This window comes from uncultured Marinobacter sp. (assembly GCF_913055835.1).
Classification (GTDB): Bacteria; Pseudomonadota; Gammaproteobacteria; order Pseudomonadales; family Oleiphilaceae; genus Marinobacter.
Genome location: NZ_CAJXKQ010000023.1, coordinates 30,979 through 45,665 on the forward strand (window position 1 = coordinate 30,979; position 14,687 = coordinate 45,665).

At 56.1% G+C, this 14,687-nt stretch carries 11 protein-coding genes and 1 tRNA gene; 6 read left to right on the top strand and 6 right to left on the bottom strand.

Going from position 1 to position 14,687, the window contains the following annotated elements:
* Positions 1 to 5: 5 nt before the first annotated feature.
* Complete coding sequence (locus tag QZ534_RS12930) at positions 6 to 923, bottom strand: OmpA family protein (RefSeq protein ID WP_296934959.1); 918 nt, start codon at positions 921 to 923, stop codon at positions 6 to 8.
* Positions 924 to 1,109: 186 nt separating this feature from the next.
* On the opposite strand from QZ534_RS12930, the gene pyrC reads away from it, so the two are divergent.
* Entirely contained in the window at positions 1,110 to 2,141 is a 1,032-nt protein-coding gene (pyrC, locus tag QZ534_RS12935) for a dihydroorotase (RefSeq protein ID WP_296934924.1), read from the top strand.
* A 44-nt stretch (positions 2,142 to 2,185) separates the two neighbouring features.
* Complete coding sequence (gene rnt, locus QZ534_RS12940) at positions 2,186 to 2,842, top strand: ribonuclease T (protein WP_075267700.1); 657 nt, start codon at positions 2,186 to 2,188, stop codon at positions 2,840 to 2,842.
* 78 nt (positions 2,843 to 2,920) lie between these two features.
* Here rnt and QZ534_RS12945 read toward each other — a convergent pair whose 3' ends face one another.
* Complete coding sequence (locus QZ534_RS12945; RefSeq protein WP_296934925.1) at positions 2,921 to 5,167, bottom strand: methyl-accepting chemotaxis protein; 2,247 nt, start codon at positions 5,165 to 5,167, stop codon at positions 2,921 to 2,923.
* Between the two features lie 157 nt (positions 5,168 to 5,324).
* The gene (locus tag QZ534_RS12950; RefSeq protein WP_296934926.1) at positions 5,325 to 7,310 is read right to left on the bottom strand and encodes an SDR family oxidoreductase; all 1,986 of its coding nucleotides are present in this window, start codon (positions 7,308 to 7,310) and stop codon (positions 5,325 to 5,327) included.
* A gap of 385 nt (positions 7,311 to 7,695) precedes the next feature.
* Between QZ534_RS12950 and QZ534_RS12955 the strand changes: the two genes are divergently transcribed.
* Positions 7,696 to 7,995 carry a hypothetical protein gene (locus tag QZ534_RS12955; protein ID WP_296934927.1) on the top strand — a complete coding sequence of 100 codons (300 nt, stop codon included), beginning with the start codon at positions 7,696 to 7,698 and terminating at the stop codon, positions 7,993 to 7,995.
* A 64-nt stretch (positions 7,996 to 8,059) separates the two neighbouring features.
* Positions 8,060 to 10,882, top strand: a complete 2,823-nt coding sequence (locus QZ534_RS12960; RefSeq protein ID WP_296934961.1) for an insulinase family protein — start codon at positions 8,060 to 8,062, stop codon at positions 10,880 to 10,882.
* A gap of 5 nt (positions 10,883 to 10,887) precedes the next feature.
* On the opposite strand, the gene QZ534_RS12965 is transcribed toward QZ534_RS12960, so the two are convergent.
* Positions 10,888 to 11,520: a TIGR04282 family arsenosugar biosynthesis glycosyltransferase gene (locus tag QZ534_RS12965; protein ID WP_296934928.1), complete on the bottom strand. Its 633-nt coding sequence runs from the start codon at positions 11,518 to 11,520 to the stop codon at positions 10,888 to 10,890.
* On the bottom strand, positions 11,507 to 12,214 hold the full coding sequence (locus QZ534_RS12970; RefSeq protein WP_296934929.1) for a TIGR04283 family arsenosugar biosynthesis glycosyltransferase: 708 nt from the start codon (positions 12,212 to 12,214) through the stop codon (positions 11,507 to 11,509). Before QZ534_RS12970 ends, QZ534_RS12965 begins: the two co-directional genes overlap by 14 nt.
* Positions 12,215 to 12,301: 87 nt before the next feature.
* Between QZ534_RS12970 and QZ534_RS12975 the strand changes: the two genes are divergently transcribed.
* Both QZ534_RS12975 and QZ534_RS12980 read left to right on the top strand, forming a co-directional pair.
* A tRNA-Arg gene (locus tag QZ534_RS12975) sits at positions 12,302 to 12,378 on the top strand.
* Positions 12,379 to 12,570: 192 nt separating this feature from the next.
* Complete coding sequence (locus tag QZ534_RS12980; protein ID WP_296934930.1) at positions 12,571 to 13,797, top strand: integrase arm-type DNA-binding domain-containing protein; 1,227 nt, start codon at positions 12,571 to 12,573, stop codon at positions 13,795 to 13,797.
* Here the strand turns inward: QZ534_RS12980 and QZ534_RS12985 are convergent.
* Positions 13,773 to 14,540, bottom strand: a complete 768-nt coding sequence (locus tag QZ534_RS12985) for a hypothetical protein (protein WP_296934931.1) — start codon at positions 14,538 to 14,540, stop codon at positions 13,773 to 13,775. The two genes, QZ534_RS12980 and QZ534_RS12985, sit on opposite strands and share 25 nt — an antisense overlap.
* Positions 14,541 to 14,687 lie beyond the last annotated feature (147 nt).

The window sequence follows — 14,687 nt, forward strand, 5'->3', positions numbered from 1 at the left end:
ACCGGTTATCCCCGGGGTTCGCCGCCGTAACCGTTGGCCTGCTGTAGCGCCGGGCGGTCGCCAGCCCGTTGCAGGCGGATATTGGTGCGGCGGTTATCTGCCGGTCGGTTGGATACCGGGTATTGGTCACCATGAGCCCGAACGGTGATCATGTTTTCATCAATACCGCTCGCCTTGAGGTAGTCGGCCACCACATTGGCACGGTCCTCGGAAAGGGCGCGATTGTCGATTCGGCTGCCAATACTGTCACTGTGGCCATCCACGAAAATCCGCTCAACCGTGGTGTCGGCGTTTACGTAGGTCACGATGTTATCCAGCAACCGTCGGTCGGCATCAGACAATTGGGTACTGCCGCTCGCAAACGGCACTCTTGAGCGCTGAATCTGGTCAAAATTGACCGGCAAGAGATTGGATGTACAACGCTGGTAACGCTGGTATTCACCGGCAAAATTAACATTGGACACCTGCACCCGCACCGGACGGCCATCAAACCAGGACTCCCTGGTAACCGTCGGGCGCATACCATCCAGCAGGCCGTGGGCAACAACAAAGGCCTGGCGCGTATCCAGCGAAACCTGACGGCGATCATCGGACACATTGACCGTTCCCAGGGGCCTCGGCTCCACTCCCGGACGCCAGGCCGGTGCTTCGACTACCAGACTGCCCCGCCCCGGTCGCATCAGTGCGGCGTCAGACTCCAGGAAAAAGCTGAGATTTTCCCCCGCACGATGATTGAACACCGCCCGGCCGTAGCCGGGGACCTCGTGCACCAGGCGACACTCGAATACCGACTCGGCAAGGTACCACTGGCTATTCTCGATGCCAGCGCCATAGCTGGCAGCCTGCCCGACTGCCGGCAAAAACAGAACAGGAAGGCTGGCTGCCAGCAGAGTTTTCATACGTTTTACAGGGCGGAATCCCATAGTGCTTGCCATCAAAGTCCGGGAATTAGCAGAACCTGGTTGCTTAACGGCCTGCACCTGGCTTTCTTTAGCCGCCAAACCGAAAACAATCACCGGCGCCTTCTGGTATAATTCGCCAAATTTTTCGGGGCGCTATCCACCAAGGCCCCACAGCACGCCTCGCCAAAGGTATTGCGGACGACTGCCATGACAGAAAAGCTTACTCTTACCCGGCCCGACGACTGGCACCTTCACGTTCGGGACGGCGACATTCTTACCGATGTGGTGCCGGCTACCGCTGCCTGCTTCGGTCGCGCCATCATCATGCCCAACCTGGTACCACCGGTGACAACCGCCGCTGATGCTACCGCCTACCGGGCGCGGATTCTCGCAGCTGCCGATGGCACTGCATTCGAGCCACTGATGACCCTGTACCTGACCGAAAGCATGACACCGGAAACCATCCGGGAGGCCAAAGCCGCTGGTGTTGTTGCCGCCAAGCTTTACCCGGCAGGTGCAACGACAAACTCGGACTCCGGGGTAAAAGATATTCGCAATATCTACCCGGTTCTGGAGGCCATGGCGGAATGCGGCATGCTGCTTCTGGTCCACGGTGAGGTGACCGATGCCGATATCGACATCTTTGATCGGGAAAAGGTCTTTCTCGAACGGGTTTTGGCTCCCACCATTGAGGCTTTCCCGAACCTCAAAGTTGTGCTGGAACATATCACCACCGCCGATTCTGCAGAGTTTGTCCAGCAGCACCAGGGCGACAACCTGGGCGCGACTCTGACGCCCCAGCACCTCATGTATAACCGCAACCATATGCTGGTCGGCGGCATTCGCCCCCACCTCTACTGCCTGCCAATTCTCAAGCGTAACCGACATCAGCAGGCGTTAAGGGACGCGGTAGCCAGTGGCAACAAACGCTTTTTCCTGGGCACGGATTCTGCCCCCCATGCCAGGGATCGCAAGGAAGCCGCCTGTGGTTGTGCCGGCTGTTACTCGGCCTATGGCGCCATCGGCCTGTATGCGGACATTTTCGAAGAACTTGGCATTCTGGACAAACTCGAAGCATTCGCCAGTTTCAACGGCCCCGATTTCTACGGCCTGCCGCGAAATACCGATACCATCACTCTGGTCCGGGAGCCCTGGACCATGCCGGCGGAACTACCTCTGTCTGACGGAACCATCGTGCCCCTCAAGGCAGGTGAAACCGTTCACTGGCGACTGGCGTAAACCTCGCTTATTCCTTCTCACACACGGCCAAGACCGGAGCTTGAGTGACTGACGAAAACAAACCACCGCACCCCATGTCCCGACGCTTCCGCGGGTTTCTGCCTGTTGTAGTCGACGTGGAAACCGCTGGCTTCAATCCCGAGCGGGACGCCCTCCTGGAAGTGGCGGCAGTGATACTGACCATGGACGACGACGGCTGGGTGCGACGAGCGGAGACCCACGTGCAACAGATTGATCCGTTTGAAGGCGCCAATCTGGAGCAGTCTGCCCTGGATTTCACAGGCATTGATCCGTGGAATCCGGAGCGGGAAGCGGTACCCGAGCGGGAAGGACTCAGTGAAATTTTCAGCCCCATTCGCAAGGCAGTGAAAAACCACGACTGCAAGCGGGCGGTTCTGGTAGGCCACAATGCCACCTTTGACCACAACTTCATCTTTGCCGCCGCATTGAGGGCCGACATCCGTCGCAATCCCTTTCACCCTTTCTCAACTTTCGATACTGCCACCCTGGCCGGCCTGGCTTACGGCCACACCGTTCTGGCCCAGGCCTGCAAGCTCGCGGGCATTCCTTTCAGCAACAAGGAAGCCCATTCCGCCGCCTATGACGCGGAGAAAACCGCAGACCTGTTCTGCGGCATTGTGAATCGATGGAAAGAACTGGGCGGCTTTCCGCCTCCGGTGATCCCCGAAGAGACCGAGTAACCGCCATAAAAAACCCGCCGTCGCGGGTTTTTTAGTTGTGAGCCAATCATGGCCGATGATTTCAACGACGCTTGATACTCAGTTGACTTTAAACCGGGACAGCGAATCTTTCAGCTGATGAGACAACGCCGCCAAGTCACCACTGGCTTCAGAGATCTGGGCCATGGCCTGTTTGGTCTCAAAGGACTTTTCAGTAATTGTAGATACGTTGCGCGTTACTTCTTCGGCCGTGGCTGATTGCTCTTCAGATGCGGTAGCAATCTGCTCGGCCATACCGGACATCCGGGTGACCTCATCCACTGCCTCACGAAGCTGCAATACAACGGCTCCTGCCCGCTCGGAAATACCACTGGCCTGGGCGCTGCAGCGGGTAACGACCTGTGAAGCATGCTCCGACGAATTGACCAGAGATTCGATGGAACTACTTATCTCCTCGGTCGCCTTCTGGCTATTCTGGGCAAGGCTGCGCACCTCATCCGCAACCACCGCGAAGCCCCGGCCCTGCTCTCCGGCCCGGGCCGCCTCAATGGCGGCATTCAGAGCCAACAAGTTGGTCTGGTCCGCGATGGACTTGATCGAATCCAGAACCCTGGTGATGGATTCCATATTCTTTCGCAAGTCCTCTATGCCGGCCTCTGCCTCCTCCAGTTCCCTGGCCATAGCACGGGTGTCATCAGCGGAGGATTCCACCTCGGCGGCGCTGCGGCTGACCGCCTCATGAGTGCGCTTGGCACTGGCTGCCGATTCCGAGGTATTCCGGGACACCTCGTTGATGGCGGAGGACATTTCTTCAATGGCCGACGCCACCTGCTCAGTCTGCTCTGCCTGTTGATTCACACTCTCCAGAGTATGCGAGGAAGTACCGGACAATTGTTCAGATGCACTGGCCTGGCGCTGGGAAGCTTCCTCAACCTTGAAGATCACTTCTTTCAGGTCCGACACCATCTTAAGCATGGATCCATATACGCCCGTCGCCCTGTCACTTTCGGACGCATCAATGATCAGGTTACCTGCAGCCACCTGCTCCGCCAGTGCCTGCAATTCGGCCGGGTCTTTGCCGAGGGGTTTCATGATCCGCACTGCGGTCCAGACCGCCACGGCCACCACAGCCAGGATCACAATAGCAATGGCTATCGCCGCCAGCGTCCACATTTCACGTACCGGCGCCAGGGCCTCGTCTTCGCTGATCTCCGCCACCAGCGCCCAGTTCAACCCGCCTACAGCAACTGGCCTGTGGGCGGAAAACACTGGCTCGCCCCGGTAGGACGTAACCACGCCTTCACCGGAATTCCCGGCCAGAGCTTCATCCACCGATGTCGAACTAATGCGTCCATTCTCCGGGTCAGCAAAGGACGCGACAACACTGCGGTTTTCCGGATCCAGGTAGGAGTCTGACCGCATCAGGTTATCCGGCCCCACCAGATAGGCATCCCCGGTTTCCCCCATGCCATCTCGTTCCATCATGATGTTGTTCAGGCTGTCGATGGGAAACTGGAAGGCCAGCACGGCCAGCCGCTCATCTTTTTCGGAATATATGGGGGTTGCCACAAATCCGGCGGGCGCACCGTAGGACGGTACATACCGAGTAAAATCAACAAAAGTCGGAGCAGTATCCTGTCCGTCAGACAGCGCCTGACGATAAGCTTCCGCCAGGCCAGAATCCGCGTAGGGACCGTCTTTCAGGGAGGTAGCAAAATCAACCTCTTTGGCTACGGAATAGATAACATAGCCTGAATCGGCATCAATCAGATAAATATCGTAGTAGCCGAACGCCTCCTGAAACGCCTTGAACGAGGTGTGCCACTGTTTGTGAAGCGTGTTATAAAACTGCGCGATATGGACGTCAGCCGATACCAATTCGTCTTTCTGACCCACAGGATTCGGGTTGTCCACGATGTAACCCATCTGCAGAGCCAGGCTGTTTTTGCTGAGGGATGCAACGAAGTCCGACGCTGAACGTCCTTTAGCACCACCATTTTGCTGCAAGGGTGGCAAAAAATTCTGCTGATAATAAGCCTCGACGTTTTCTCGTAAGGTCGACTGCTCCTCTTGTACCAGTTTTTCATAATTCTGAAATGCCAAACCAAACCCCTGGGCCGCCGTTCGGGTCCCGCGATTATTGGCCATGGCTTTCAGTTGCCGGGAAATGGTGTTGAGATAGTCCTCAACACTACGCTGCTTATTGGTCGCCGCAATAGAAAGTTGCTGCAACGCCTGTTCCTTCAGGCTCTGTCGGGCAATTTCGGCGTTAAAAAACGAGATGGCAATGACGGGAAGCAGGCCAACCAGCAGCAAAGTCAGCAAAAGACGTTTTTTCAGAGTCATCAATAGGCCTTCTTTTATATTGTTCTTACGCTAAGCATCGGCCATCGGCACGTTTACTTTAGCCCAGAAAAACTCATAAAAGAGGCAAATCTCATTCAGTCTATTAATCTGAGAGGGGGATTAACTCCCCCTCCCAGCGGCTTCAGGGGCTACCGCATTACCAGTAGATGCCCCGCATGATAGCGGCGAAAGCCACCTGCTCTGTGGACACCTTCGGCTTCTCGCCGGACCGGCTGCCGGCAGCGGCAGGCGAATCCGGGAACATCCGATAACCGGTATTCATGACAATCTCGCCCATCTTCGGCGCCAGGGCGTGCAGAACCTGAGCGAATATGCCAAGACGCGTGGCAATGCGCTTCGGGCGATACACAATGGCGTCGGCAACCATGCCGGCTGCCTCTTCGGGTGTCAGGGTGGGCACCGAATCGTAGATCTTGGTCGGTGCAATCATCGGCGTCTTCACCAACGGCATGTTAATGGTGGTGAAGGTCACGTTGCGATCTGACCATTCAGCAGCCGCGCAGCGACTAAAAGCATCCAGGGCGGATTTGGACGCCACGTACGCCGAGAACCGGGGCGCATTGGTCAACACACCGATAGAGGAAATGTTCACCACATGCCCGCGGCGATTCTCCAGCATCTTGGGCGCAAAACCCATGATCAGCCGCACGGAACCGAAGTAGTTCAGCTGCATGGTGCGCTCGAAATCGTGGAAGCGATCGAAAGACAGATCCAGTGAACGGCGAATGGAACGCCCGGCATTGTTGACCAGCACATCCACGTGGCCGTGATTGTCCAGAACGGTCTTCACGAACTCGTCGCAGGCGTCCATATCGGAGAAATCGCAGGGATAGGCGTGCACGCTTGCTCCCCGGGACTCCAACTCCGCAGCTACTTCTTTCAGCCGCTCGAGCTTACGGGCGCCAATGACCAGGATGGCGCCGGCGTCTGCCAATTTTTGCGCAGTGGCTAGACCAATACCGGACGTTGCACCGGTCACCACGCAAACCCGGCCTTCAACCGTGCCTTTGAGCGTGCGGTCCTTGAACAGGTCGGGATCCAGGTTACGCTCCCAGTAATCCCAGATCACCGGCGAGTAGTCCGGCAGCCTGGGCACTTCAATACCGGTATCTTTCAGAACACGCTCGGTTTCACGGGCATCGAACCGGGTGGGATAATTGATGAAAGACATCACGGAGGGCGGAATGCCCATATCGTCGAGAATAGCCGATGTCAGCCGCTTCACCGGCGGCAGATTCTTCAGGCTCTGACGAATGAACGGCGGGACAAAGCCGAACATTCGGGAGTCGATCCGCATACCCATCCTGGGTGCATGGCCCGCCTCGCTGAAGATGTTGAGAATTTCGCCAACCTTGTACGGATCGGTATCCACCAGGTGGAAACACTTGCCGTCTTCACCGTCCAGATGGGCAATGTGATCCATCGCGTTAACCACGAAATCCACCGGCACGATATTCAGCCGGCCGCCTTCGACACCAATGGTTGGCACCCATTGAGGCAATGCGTGGCGGATTTTCTGGATCATCTTGAAGAAGTAATACGGGCCATCAACCTTGTCCATTTCACCGGTGGCGGAATGGCCGATCACCATGCCCGGGCGGTAAATCCGGAAGGGAACCTTGCATTCCTCGCGGACCACCTTTTCGGATTCGTGCTTGGTGCGCAGGTACGGATGGTCCAGCTTTTCGGCTTCCTCGAACATGTCCTCCCGGAAAATGCCCTTGAACAGACCGGCCGCCGCGATGGAGGAAACGTGATGAAAGTGCTTGGCGTCCATGGCCTCTGCGGCATTTACCGCAGCCCGCGTGCCCTCAATGTTGGTAGCCTGCTGGGCTTCTTCATCGGCGCCCATATCGTAAACAGCGGCGAGGTGGAAGAAATGGTCGATATTGCCCTTCAGGGCCTTCATCGTCTTGGCGTCGATACCCAGGTTCTTGCTGGTCAGGTCGCCTATAACGGCCTTCACCTGGGATTCATCCGCGCCCCAGCGCTCACGCAATTTGTCCAGTTTATCCTGGGATTGTTCACGCACCAGTACGTGGACAGTGCCACCACGTGCCAGAAGCTTCTCCACGAGGAAACGGCCAATAAATCCGGTGCCACCCGTCAGGAAATAATTCATCGATCTTCCACCCTGCCTGTTGCTCTGTTGTTGTCTATCCATGCCGGCACCCATACGACTAAAGTCTTAGAGTTTTCCGGAAACGCCGGCATTGTACTTAATTGCAACCTTCATGTATCGAACTTTTTTAGAGTTTTTACTCTGTAAGCCTTTGTTTTGTATAGAGCCATTACTCTAAAATTCCGTTCCCGCACGCTGAACGGGCCTGACCGGTTTGCCGACACAATGATTCTGAGACTAGCACAGGAATTGCCCCATGCATGCCCAATCTCCGGATTACCACAAAGCAATGAAAGCGCCTGCCAGCAATGACATAATCGGGAACTTATCACGCCTTTTGGCATCTCTCCTTTTCATTGGAAAACCGAACGTCGGAATCCCCACTATGCAGAAAGACAACCCAAACGCGGAACGTTACATTTCCATCGCCCGGGCCTGCCTGAAGGCCATCAACGACACAGCCGACAATACGGGCTCCCGGGAGCAAAAGATTCAGGCGGTCTACGAGGCCATCGACCAGGCCTTCCAGGCCGAGTTTGCCGATTATCGCCAGTCCGTTGCCATCATGGCCACGGTTCTGGAGCGTATCGCCTCTGGCCAGCTGGATGGTGAGAAAGCCGCCGATCTGGCTCGTAAAACACTCGACCAGCAACCTGAGAGCACGCGCAACGCAATGATGCACTGATGCGCGAAACTCTTCTCGGAACCACAGAGAGCCTATGAACACACGTACCGTCAGGAAGAACTCCATGCAGAACCCGATCTCACGCCTGTTTTCCCTGCTTGCGCTTTTGCTGTTCAGCACCCTTGCTCTTGCAGCCCAGATTCCCGAGAAGAGCCCCAATGACGACAACCAGTACCGGTTCATCGAACTGGACAACGGCCTGAAGGTTATCCTGGTTTCGGATCGGGATGCCGACAAGGCCGCTGCCTCAATGAATGTTGCTGTCGGAAGCGGCGATGATCCGGCGGATCGGGAGGGACTCTCGCATTTCCTGGAGCACATGTTGTTCCTGGGAACCGAGAAATACCCGGATCCGGGCGAATACCAGCAGTTCATCAAGAGCCATGGCGGCCAACACAATGCCTTCACCGCGTTCCAGGACACCAACTACTTCTTCGATATTCAGGCCGAATTTCTGGAACCCGCACTGGACCGGTTCGCTCAACAGTTCTCGGCCCCCCTGTTTACCCCCGAACTGGTGGACCGTGAGCGCAACGCCGTGCACTCGGAATTCAGCGCCAAGCAGAAAGAAGATGGACGCCGCTTCTATTCCGTAAAAAAGGCTGCCAGCAACCCGGACCATGCCTTCAGTCAGTTTGCGGTAGGCAACCTCAGTACGCTGGAAAATACAGAAGAAAATCCTTTGCGACCTGACCTGATCGAATTCTGGAAGCAGCATTACTCCTCAAACATCATGAGCCTGGCGGTCTATGGACCGCAAACCCTGGACGAACTGGAATCCATGGTGCGTGGCCGCTTCAATGCCATTGAAAACCGCAACCTTGACACCAAACGCCATGTGGCCAATCTGTATCGGGCAGAAGACCTCCCAGCCAAGGTAACAGCGGAAGCACTCAAGGATGTTCGAAGCCTCTCGCTCACCTTCCCTATTCCATCCCAGGAAGACAACTACCGCACCAAGCCGGCCAGCTACGTGGCTAACCTGCTTGGCCATGAGGGCCCCGGCAGTCTGTTTGATGTACTTAAAAAGGCCGGTCTGGCCGAGAGCCTCTCCGCGGGTCTGGGCATGGACACCGGCGAAAACGCCACCCTCGAAATCAGCATTTCCCTGACACCCGAAGGACTATCGCGCCACGAGGACATTCTACCGCTGGTGTTCGAATACATTGAAAAGGTCCGCCAGAAAGGGATCAGCGAGCAGCGTTTCCTCGAAATGCAGAACCTGGCGCGCATTGATTTCCGGTTCCGCGAGCAGGGTAATCCCCTGCACGAAGCCATGCGTCTCTCCCGCTACTTGCAGGACTATCCCCCGGAAGACGTGCTGCGGGCACCCTGGCTGGTTGAGCGCTTTGCGCCGGAACAGTACCGCGACATTCTGGGCAGACTGACACCGGACAATCTCCTTGCCTTCGTCCTGGCACCGGAACCTGAACTGGAGAATCCAAATCGCACTGACTGGTATGACGCCGCCTGGACCCGGGAAGCCTTGGATCCGGAAGACCTCAGGGCTCAACGCCTGCCAGAGCTGGCTGCCCAGTTGCGCCTGCCGCCAGAGAACCCGTTTGTGCCGGAGGACCTGGCGATGGTACCGGGTGGAACCATGGAGCAGCCGATAAGGCTTGGTGCACTGGAAGGCATGGATGTCTGGTTCGCCCGGGACACGCGGTTTGATACTCCGAAAGCGAACGTGTTTATAGGCCTCCGAACGCCAGCCTCCCGCGCTTCGGCGCGAAGCTACGTGCTCACCCAACTTTTGGTGGACACCATCAATACCAACCTGAATGCCTGGGCTTACTCCGCCAGCCTTGCGGGTCTGGACTACAGCGTTTATCCCCATCTTCGGGGTATCACAGTTCGTGTCGGCGGATACAACGACAAACTTTACACCCTGATGAATCGGATTCTGCTCCAGGTGGCGGCACCGGAATTGACAGAGCAACGTTTCGAGATTGCCCGGCAACAGCTGATAGACGGCCTGCAGAATAAAGCCAAGGACCGCCCCGTGGAACAGACCTCCGAGTTTGTGCAAACGTCTTTGATTGAGGGCGCCTGGCCCAACGACGATAAGCTGAAGGCCGCCCGGGAAGTAACCTTCGAGGAACTGCAGTCCTTCTCGGAAGCCCTACTCTCACAGGTTGACCCGGTTATGCTGGCCCACGGCAACCTCACCGAAGCCTCGGCGCTCAACCTGGCACGGCAGGTTGACGCGATTGTTCTTGGCAACAGTGAGCTGACCCGGGTCGAGCGCAGCCAGGTAAGGCAACTGCCTGACAATGAAACCAAGGTTTCCATTGAGGTAGACCATCCCGACACTGGTTATACACTCTACATGCAGGGCGACAACACCAGCTTCGAGGAACGGGCCCGTTTCCGCCTGCTGGCCCAAATAATCAGCAGCCCTTTCTATGAAGAGATCCGCACCAACCGCCAGTTGGGCTACATCGTGTACGCGACAGCTTTTGAAATGCTGGAAACGCCTGCCCTCGGGTTTGTTGTGCAGTCACCGTCGGCAACGCGCGCAGAGATCGACCAGGCCGTTCAGGAGTTTTCCAACAGCTTCGAGGAAACCCTGTCGGCATTGACACCGGAGCGCCTGGAGCGTGAAAAGCAGGCCGTCATCAGCAAGCTTCTGGAGCGGGATCGACAGCTTGGCGAGATTTCCAGCCGCTACTGGCGCGAGATTGATCGGGGCGTTGACAGTTTTGATTCCCGTGAACAGCTCGCCAACGCGGTACAGGGTGTGGGCCAACAAGCATTGCTTGAGACGTTCCGCAAATCGGTTCAGGCGCGAACCCAGAGCCTGCAGGTTGTTACCGGCGGTGATGGCCTGGAGGCAAATCGCGTCCTGGGCAGGCTGACCGAACTGCCACCGGTGCCCGCCAGTTGAAAACGCTAGCAGGTACGCAGAAAGCGAGCCCAGTCTTCGGGCTCGTCAACATCCCAGCGGGGCTCGAGCAAACAGTAGCTGAGCCCCGAGGCCTCAAGACGCTCGCGGGTTTGCACGAGCACTTCAGGCGTCCCCCAGGCGATGTCATCCAGCATCCCTTCGGCCACTCTTGAGGCACCGATCAGCACATAGCCGCCATCGTCAGAGGGGCCAAGCACAACATCGTAATCCGCCAGACAAGCCACGGCATGGCGCGCATAATCGGGATCCACGGATGGGCAATCACTGCCGACAACCAATGCCCGGTCATAACTCCGCAGAGACTGACTGAGAGCACGATGCATCCGCTCTCCGAGCGTACCGCCCTCCTGAATTCGCTGGGCCAGGCCGGCACCGTCCAGTTCTTCAATGATTTCGGCAGCGTCACCGTGACGGTCCTCCACCGGCCGGTCCCACCAGAATTCCACCGGATAGCCGGTTGCACACAGGTTATCCAGCACCGCCAGAGTGAGTCGAACATGGGCATCAAGTGCGCCCACTGCGCCTAGTTCGGGCATCAGGCGAGTTTTAACCCGGCCAGCTTCCGGCCATTTGGCAAACTGCAGAAAAACCGCCGAGTACGGACTACTTTGAGACATTGCGAACATCCGATCGGTAGATTTGGGCCAGAGACTCCGGCGATTCACCACGCCAATACCGCCAGCGCAGCTTCCACATCAGAAAAATTGTTCGCCAGGCACCGTGTTGCTGCCAGCGCCGGCTATCAGTCACAACAGGCTCTTTTATACAGAAAGGACGGGACACCAGGCAAAGACGACGTGAGAATTCCACATCTTCCATAAGCGGTACAGGCTGAAAGCCACCCATGGCCTCAAAGGCATCCCGCCGTACGAACATGGCCTGATCGCCGGTGCAGATACCGGTCAGGCGGGAGCGCTGATTCATAAACCAGGCAATAATCCGGAACAGCGGTCGATCACCGCTCAGCCGCACATCAAACCGCCCCCAGGCGCGACGCGACTGGAAAAAACCTGCGAGGTGCTCGAGAGCATTTGCCGGCAAGCGTGTATCCGCATGCAGGAACAGCAGAAGATCCCCTTTTGCCGCCGCTGCACCGGCGTTCATCTGGAGTGCCCGTCCCTTCTCCGAGACCACCACCCTGTCGCAAAGTGGTCGAGCCAGCTCAACTGTCTGATCGCTGCTACCCGCATCAACCACAACCACCTCATGCCCCTTTGCCCGAATTGGCTGCACGGCACGCAGGGTGTCGGTAACGCCCTCAGCCTCCATCCACACGGGAACAATCACGCTTAACGAGAAAGGGTCTGGCAAAACAAACTCCGTGACAATCACCGAAACCGGGCCGCACCTTGAGCCTCGGGGCTTAGCCCGCTATCATACCGCCCTTCTCGCGATAATGCCCCCGTAGCTCATCTGGATAGAGCGTCCCCCTCCTAAGGGGAAGGTAGCAGGTTCGAGTCCTGCCGGGGGTACCAGTCGCCCTTCCGCATTGATCTATATCCAGACCCAACCAGCTGTTTTAAAAGATTTTTACTGAAACTCAGCGTCCTTATCGATCTACAATATTCCGCCTGAGTCTACAGATTTTGGGGGCACATCTGGGGTGCAAACCAATATACACCCCGCTATAGTAGATTTTGTACCCCCAAAAAGAGCTCAACCCTCGCATGGCAAAGCCTATCACCCCCCTAAACGACAAAAAGATCCAATCGGCAAAGTTCGAAAAATTCGGTAAACGCACCAAGCTCTCCGACGGAGGCGGACTTTATCTGGACGTCCAACAATCCGGAAGGTATTGGAGGATGAAGTACCGATTTGATGGCAAGGAGAAGACGCTTGCACTTGGCGTCTACCCTGAAGTCTCGCTGAAACTGGCCCGAGAGCGTCGCGCCAAGGCCAGGGAGCAGATTGCCGACGGCATTGATCCAAACCAGGTCAAAAAAGAGCAAAAAGCGGCCTCGAAAGAGCAGGCGGACACTTTCAAGGCGGTCGCAGAGGACTGGCTCAAACTCAAGAAAGGGGAACTTGCAGACAGTACGCTGGAAGTCGCGAAGAGAAGACTCGAAACCTGGGCTTTCCCTAAGCTGGGCCACTTGCCGATCAAAGAAATCAAGCCGTCGACTGTTATGGAAACCCTAAGGCCCATAGAGGAACAGGGCAAACACGAGACAGCTCATCGAATCCGGCAACGCATCGGCGAGATCTTTCGTTTTGCAGTAACGGCAGATCGTGCAGAGATAGACCCTACAGCCACACTGAGAGGCCAACTCAAAACCACCCCAACTCGACATAGGTCTGCGATTACCAACCCGGATGAGTTAGGCAAGCTACTGAAGGCAATTGATGCCTACGGAGGCCATGCGTCCACAATAGCCGCCTTGAAACTGGCACCGATGCTGTTCCTTCGGCCGGGCGAACTGCGAAACGCAGAATGGAACGAGATTGATCTGGACAAAGCTACCTGGATCGTTCCAGGAAAGCGCATGAAAGGTACTCAGAAAGCCAAGAGAGCGGGTCAGGTGCCTGATCACATCGTGCCACTCTCGACCCAGGCCGTCGAAATACTGAAAGAGCTGAAGACCATCACCGGACATCAGAGCCTCGTATTCGAATCCGTCAAACGGAAACGGCCACTGTCAGAGAATACGATTAATGTCGCCCTCAAATCGATGGGCTACGATGGCTCCGTCATGGTTGGTCACGGATTCCGGGCGACAGCATCCACCCTACTACACGAACAGAACTGGCAGCCAGAGGTAATTGAGCTTCAACTGGCTCACAAACAGCGCAACCTGGTAGCGGCTGCCTACAATCGCTCAGCGAGGCTCGAGGAGAGGCGCGAAATGATGCAGGCCTGGTCAGATTACCTCTACAAGTTAGCCGACAAGTCGTGATAGGGCCTTAAAAAGTGGGCGGCCTTTGATTGCCCCTGATAGCTCATAGGAACCGGAGGCAGCGAGGCTGTTTGCCCAATTACCCATTGATTGAGCGCGTGCGCGTGAATCGCGTCCGTGTAGTCAGCTAATAGCCTTAATATCAGATCTTTCATGTCGTCCAACGCCACTGCTTGCTCCAAACATTCATCCTCAAGCAACTGAACGCCTGTAACCTTATCTTCCAGCTCCGACAACCGGCTCTGGACATCCGCCTCTTTCAAATCCAATTCCTCGCGACTGCTTTCCAAATCCTTCAGCTTCTTATCCACCTCCTCCATTCGGTTTTTAAGCCGCTTTTTGCTCATATCGAGCCATGCAAGGGACTTCACCTCTTCGTGATGGTCAAAAATGATCGACTCCAAGGCTCGATACATCGGCTCACCACGCTTCTTCGCTAGATAGCGCAACCGGGGGCCAAATGCTTTGCTCATCATGAACGAATAGGACATCGCTTGCCCCTTCTGGTCGCGCTTCTTTTTCTGACTCCAGGCACGCTTTATTTGGCGCAAATCTTCTTGCTCCTTGTGCGTACCTGGCGCATCACGAATATGAGTCACCAAATAATCATAGGCCGACTCATCAAAGCGCCTACCACGAGCAAACCAACCTTTTTTGCCAAGATATGTAATTGCCCAATTTTGCTGATCCGCGTTGTTCCTTCCCAGCCAACTGATGGCCCTTTTTCTCCAGTCTTCTTGCATAACCGTCCCAATAAAGATTTAGTTGTTTTTACATTATATTACGTTGCTTATTACTTGCTTTTGTATATTTTTATGGGTATGACTTAGTTGCGCGACTTAGTTGTATCACTAAGTCGCGCAACTAAGAAATGGTGTCAAATATATAAC

Excerpts from the sequence above, each read along its gene's own strand:
- QZ534_RS12980 (WP_296934930.1), top strand. The coding sequence starts at position 12,571 with ATGGCAAAGCCTATCACCCCCCTAAACGACAAAAAGATCCAATCGGCA.
- QZ534_RS12955 (WP_296934927.1), top strand. The coding sequence starts at position 7,696 with ATGCAGAAAGACAACCCAAACGCGGAACGTTACATTTCCATCGCCCGG.
- QZ534_RS12965 (WP_296934928.1), bottom strand. The coding sequence starts at position 11,520 with ATGTCTCAAAGTAGTCCGTACTCGGCGGTTTTTCTGCAGTTTGCCAAA.
- QZ534_RS12985 (WP_296934931.1), bottom strand. The coding sequence starts at position 14,540 with ATGCAAGAAGACTGGAGAAAAAGGGCCATCAGTTGGCTGGGAAGGAAC.
- QZ534_RS12945 (WP_296934925.1), bottom strand. The coding sequence starts at position 5,167 with ATGACTCTGAAAAAACGTCTTTTGCTGACTTTGCTGCTGGTTGGCCTG.
- pyrC (WP_296934924.1), top strand. The coding sequence starts at position 1,110 with ATGACAGAAAAGCTTACTCTTACCCGGCCCGACGACTGGCACCTTCAC.
- QZ534_RS12960 (WP_296934961.1), top strand. The coding sequence starts at position 8,060 with ATGCAGAACCCGATCTCACGCCTGTTTTCCCTGCTTGCGCTTTTGCTG.
- QZ534_RS12930 (WP_296934959.1), bottom strand. The coding sequence starts at position 923 with ATGGGATTCCGCCCTGTAAAACGTATGAAAACTCTGCTGGCAGCCAGC.
- QZ534_RS12950 (WP_296934926.1), bottom strand. The coding sequence starts at position 7,310 with ATGAATTATTTCCTGACGGGTGGCACCGGATTTATTGGCCGTTTCCTC.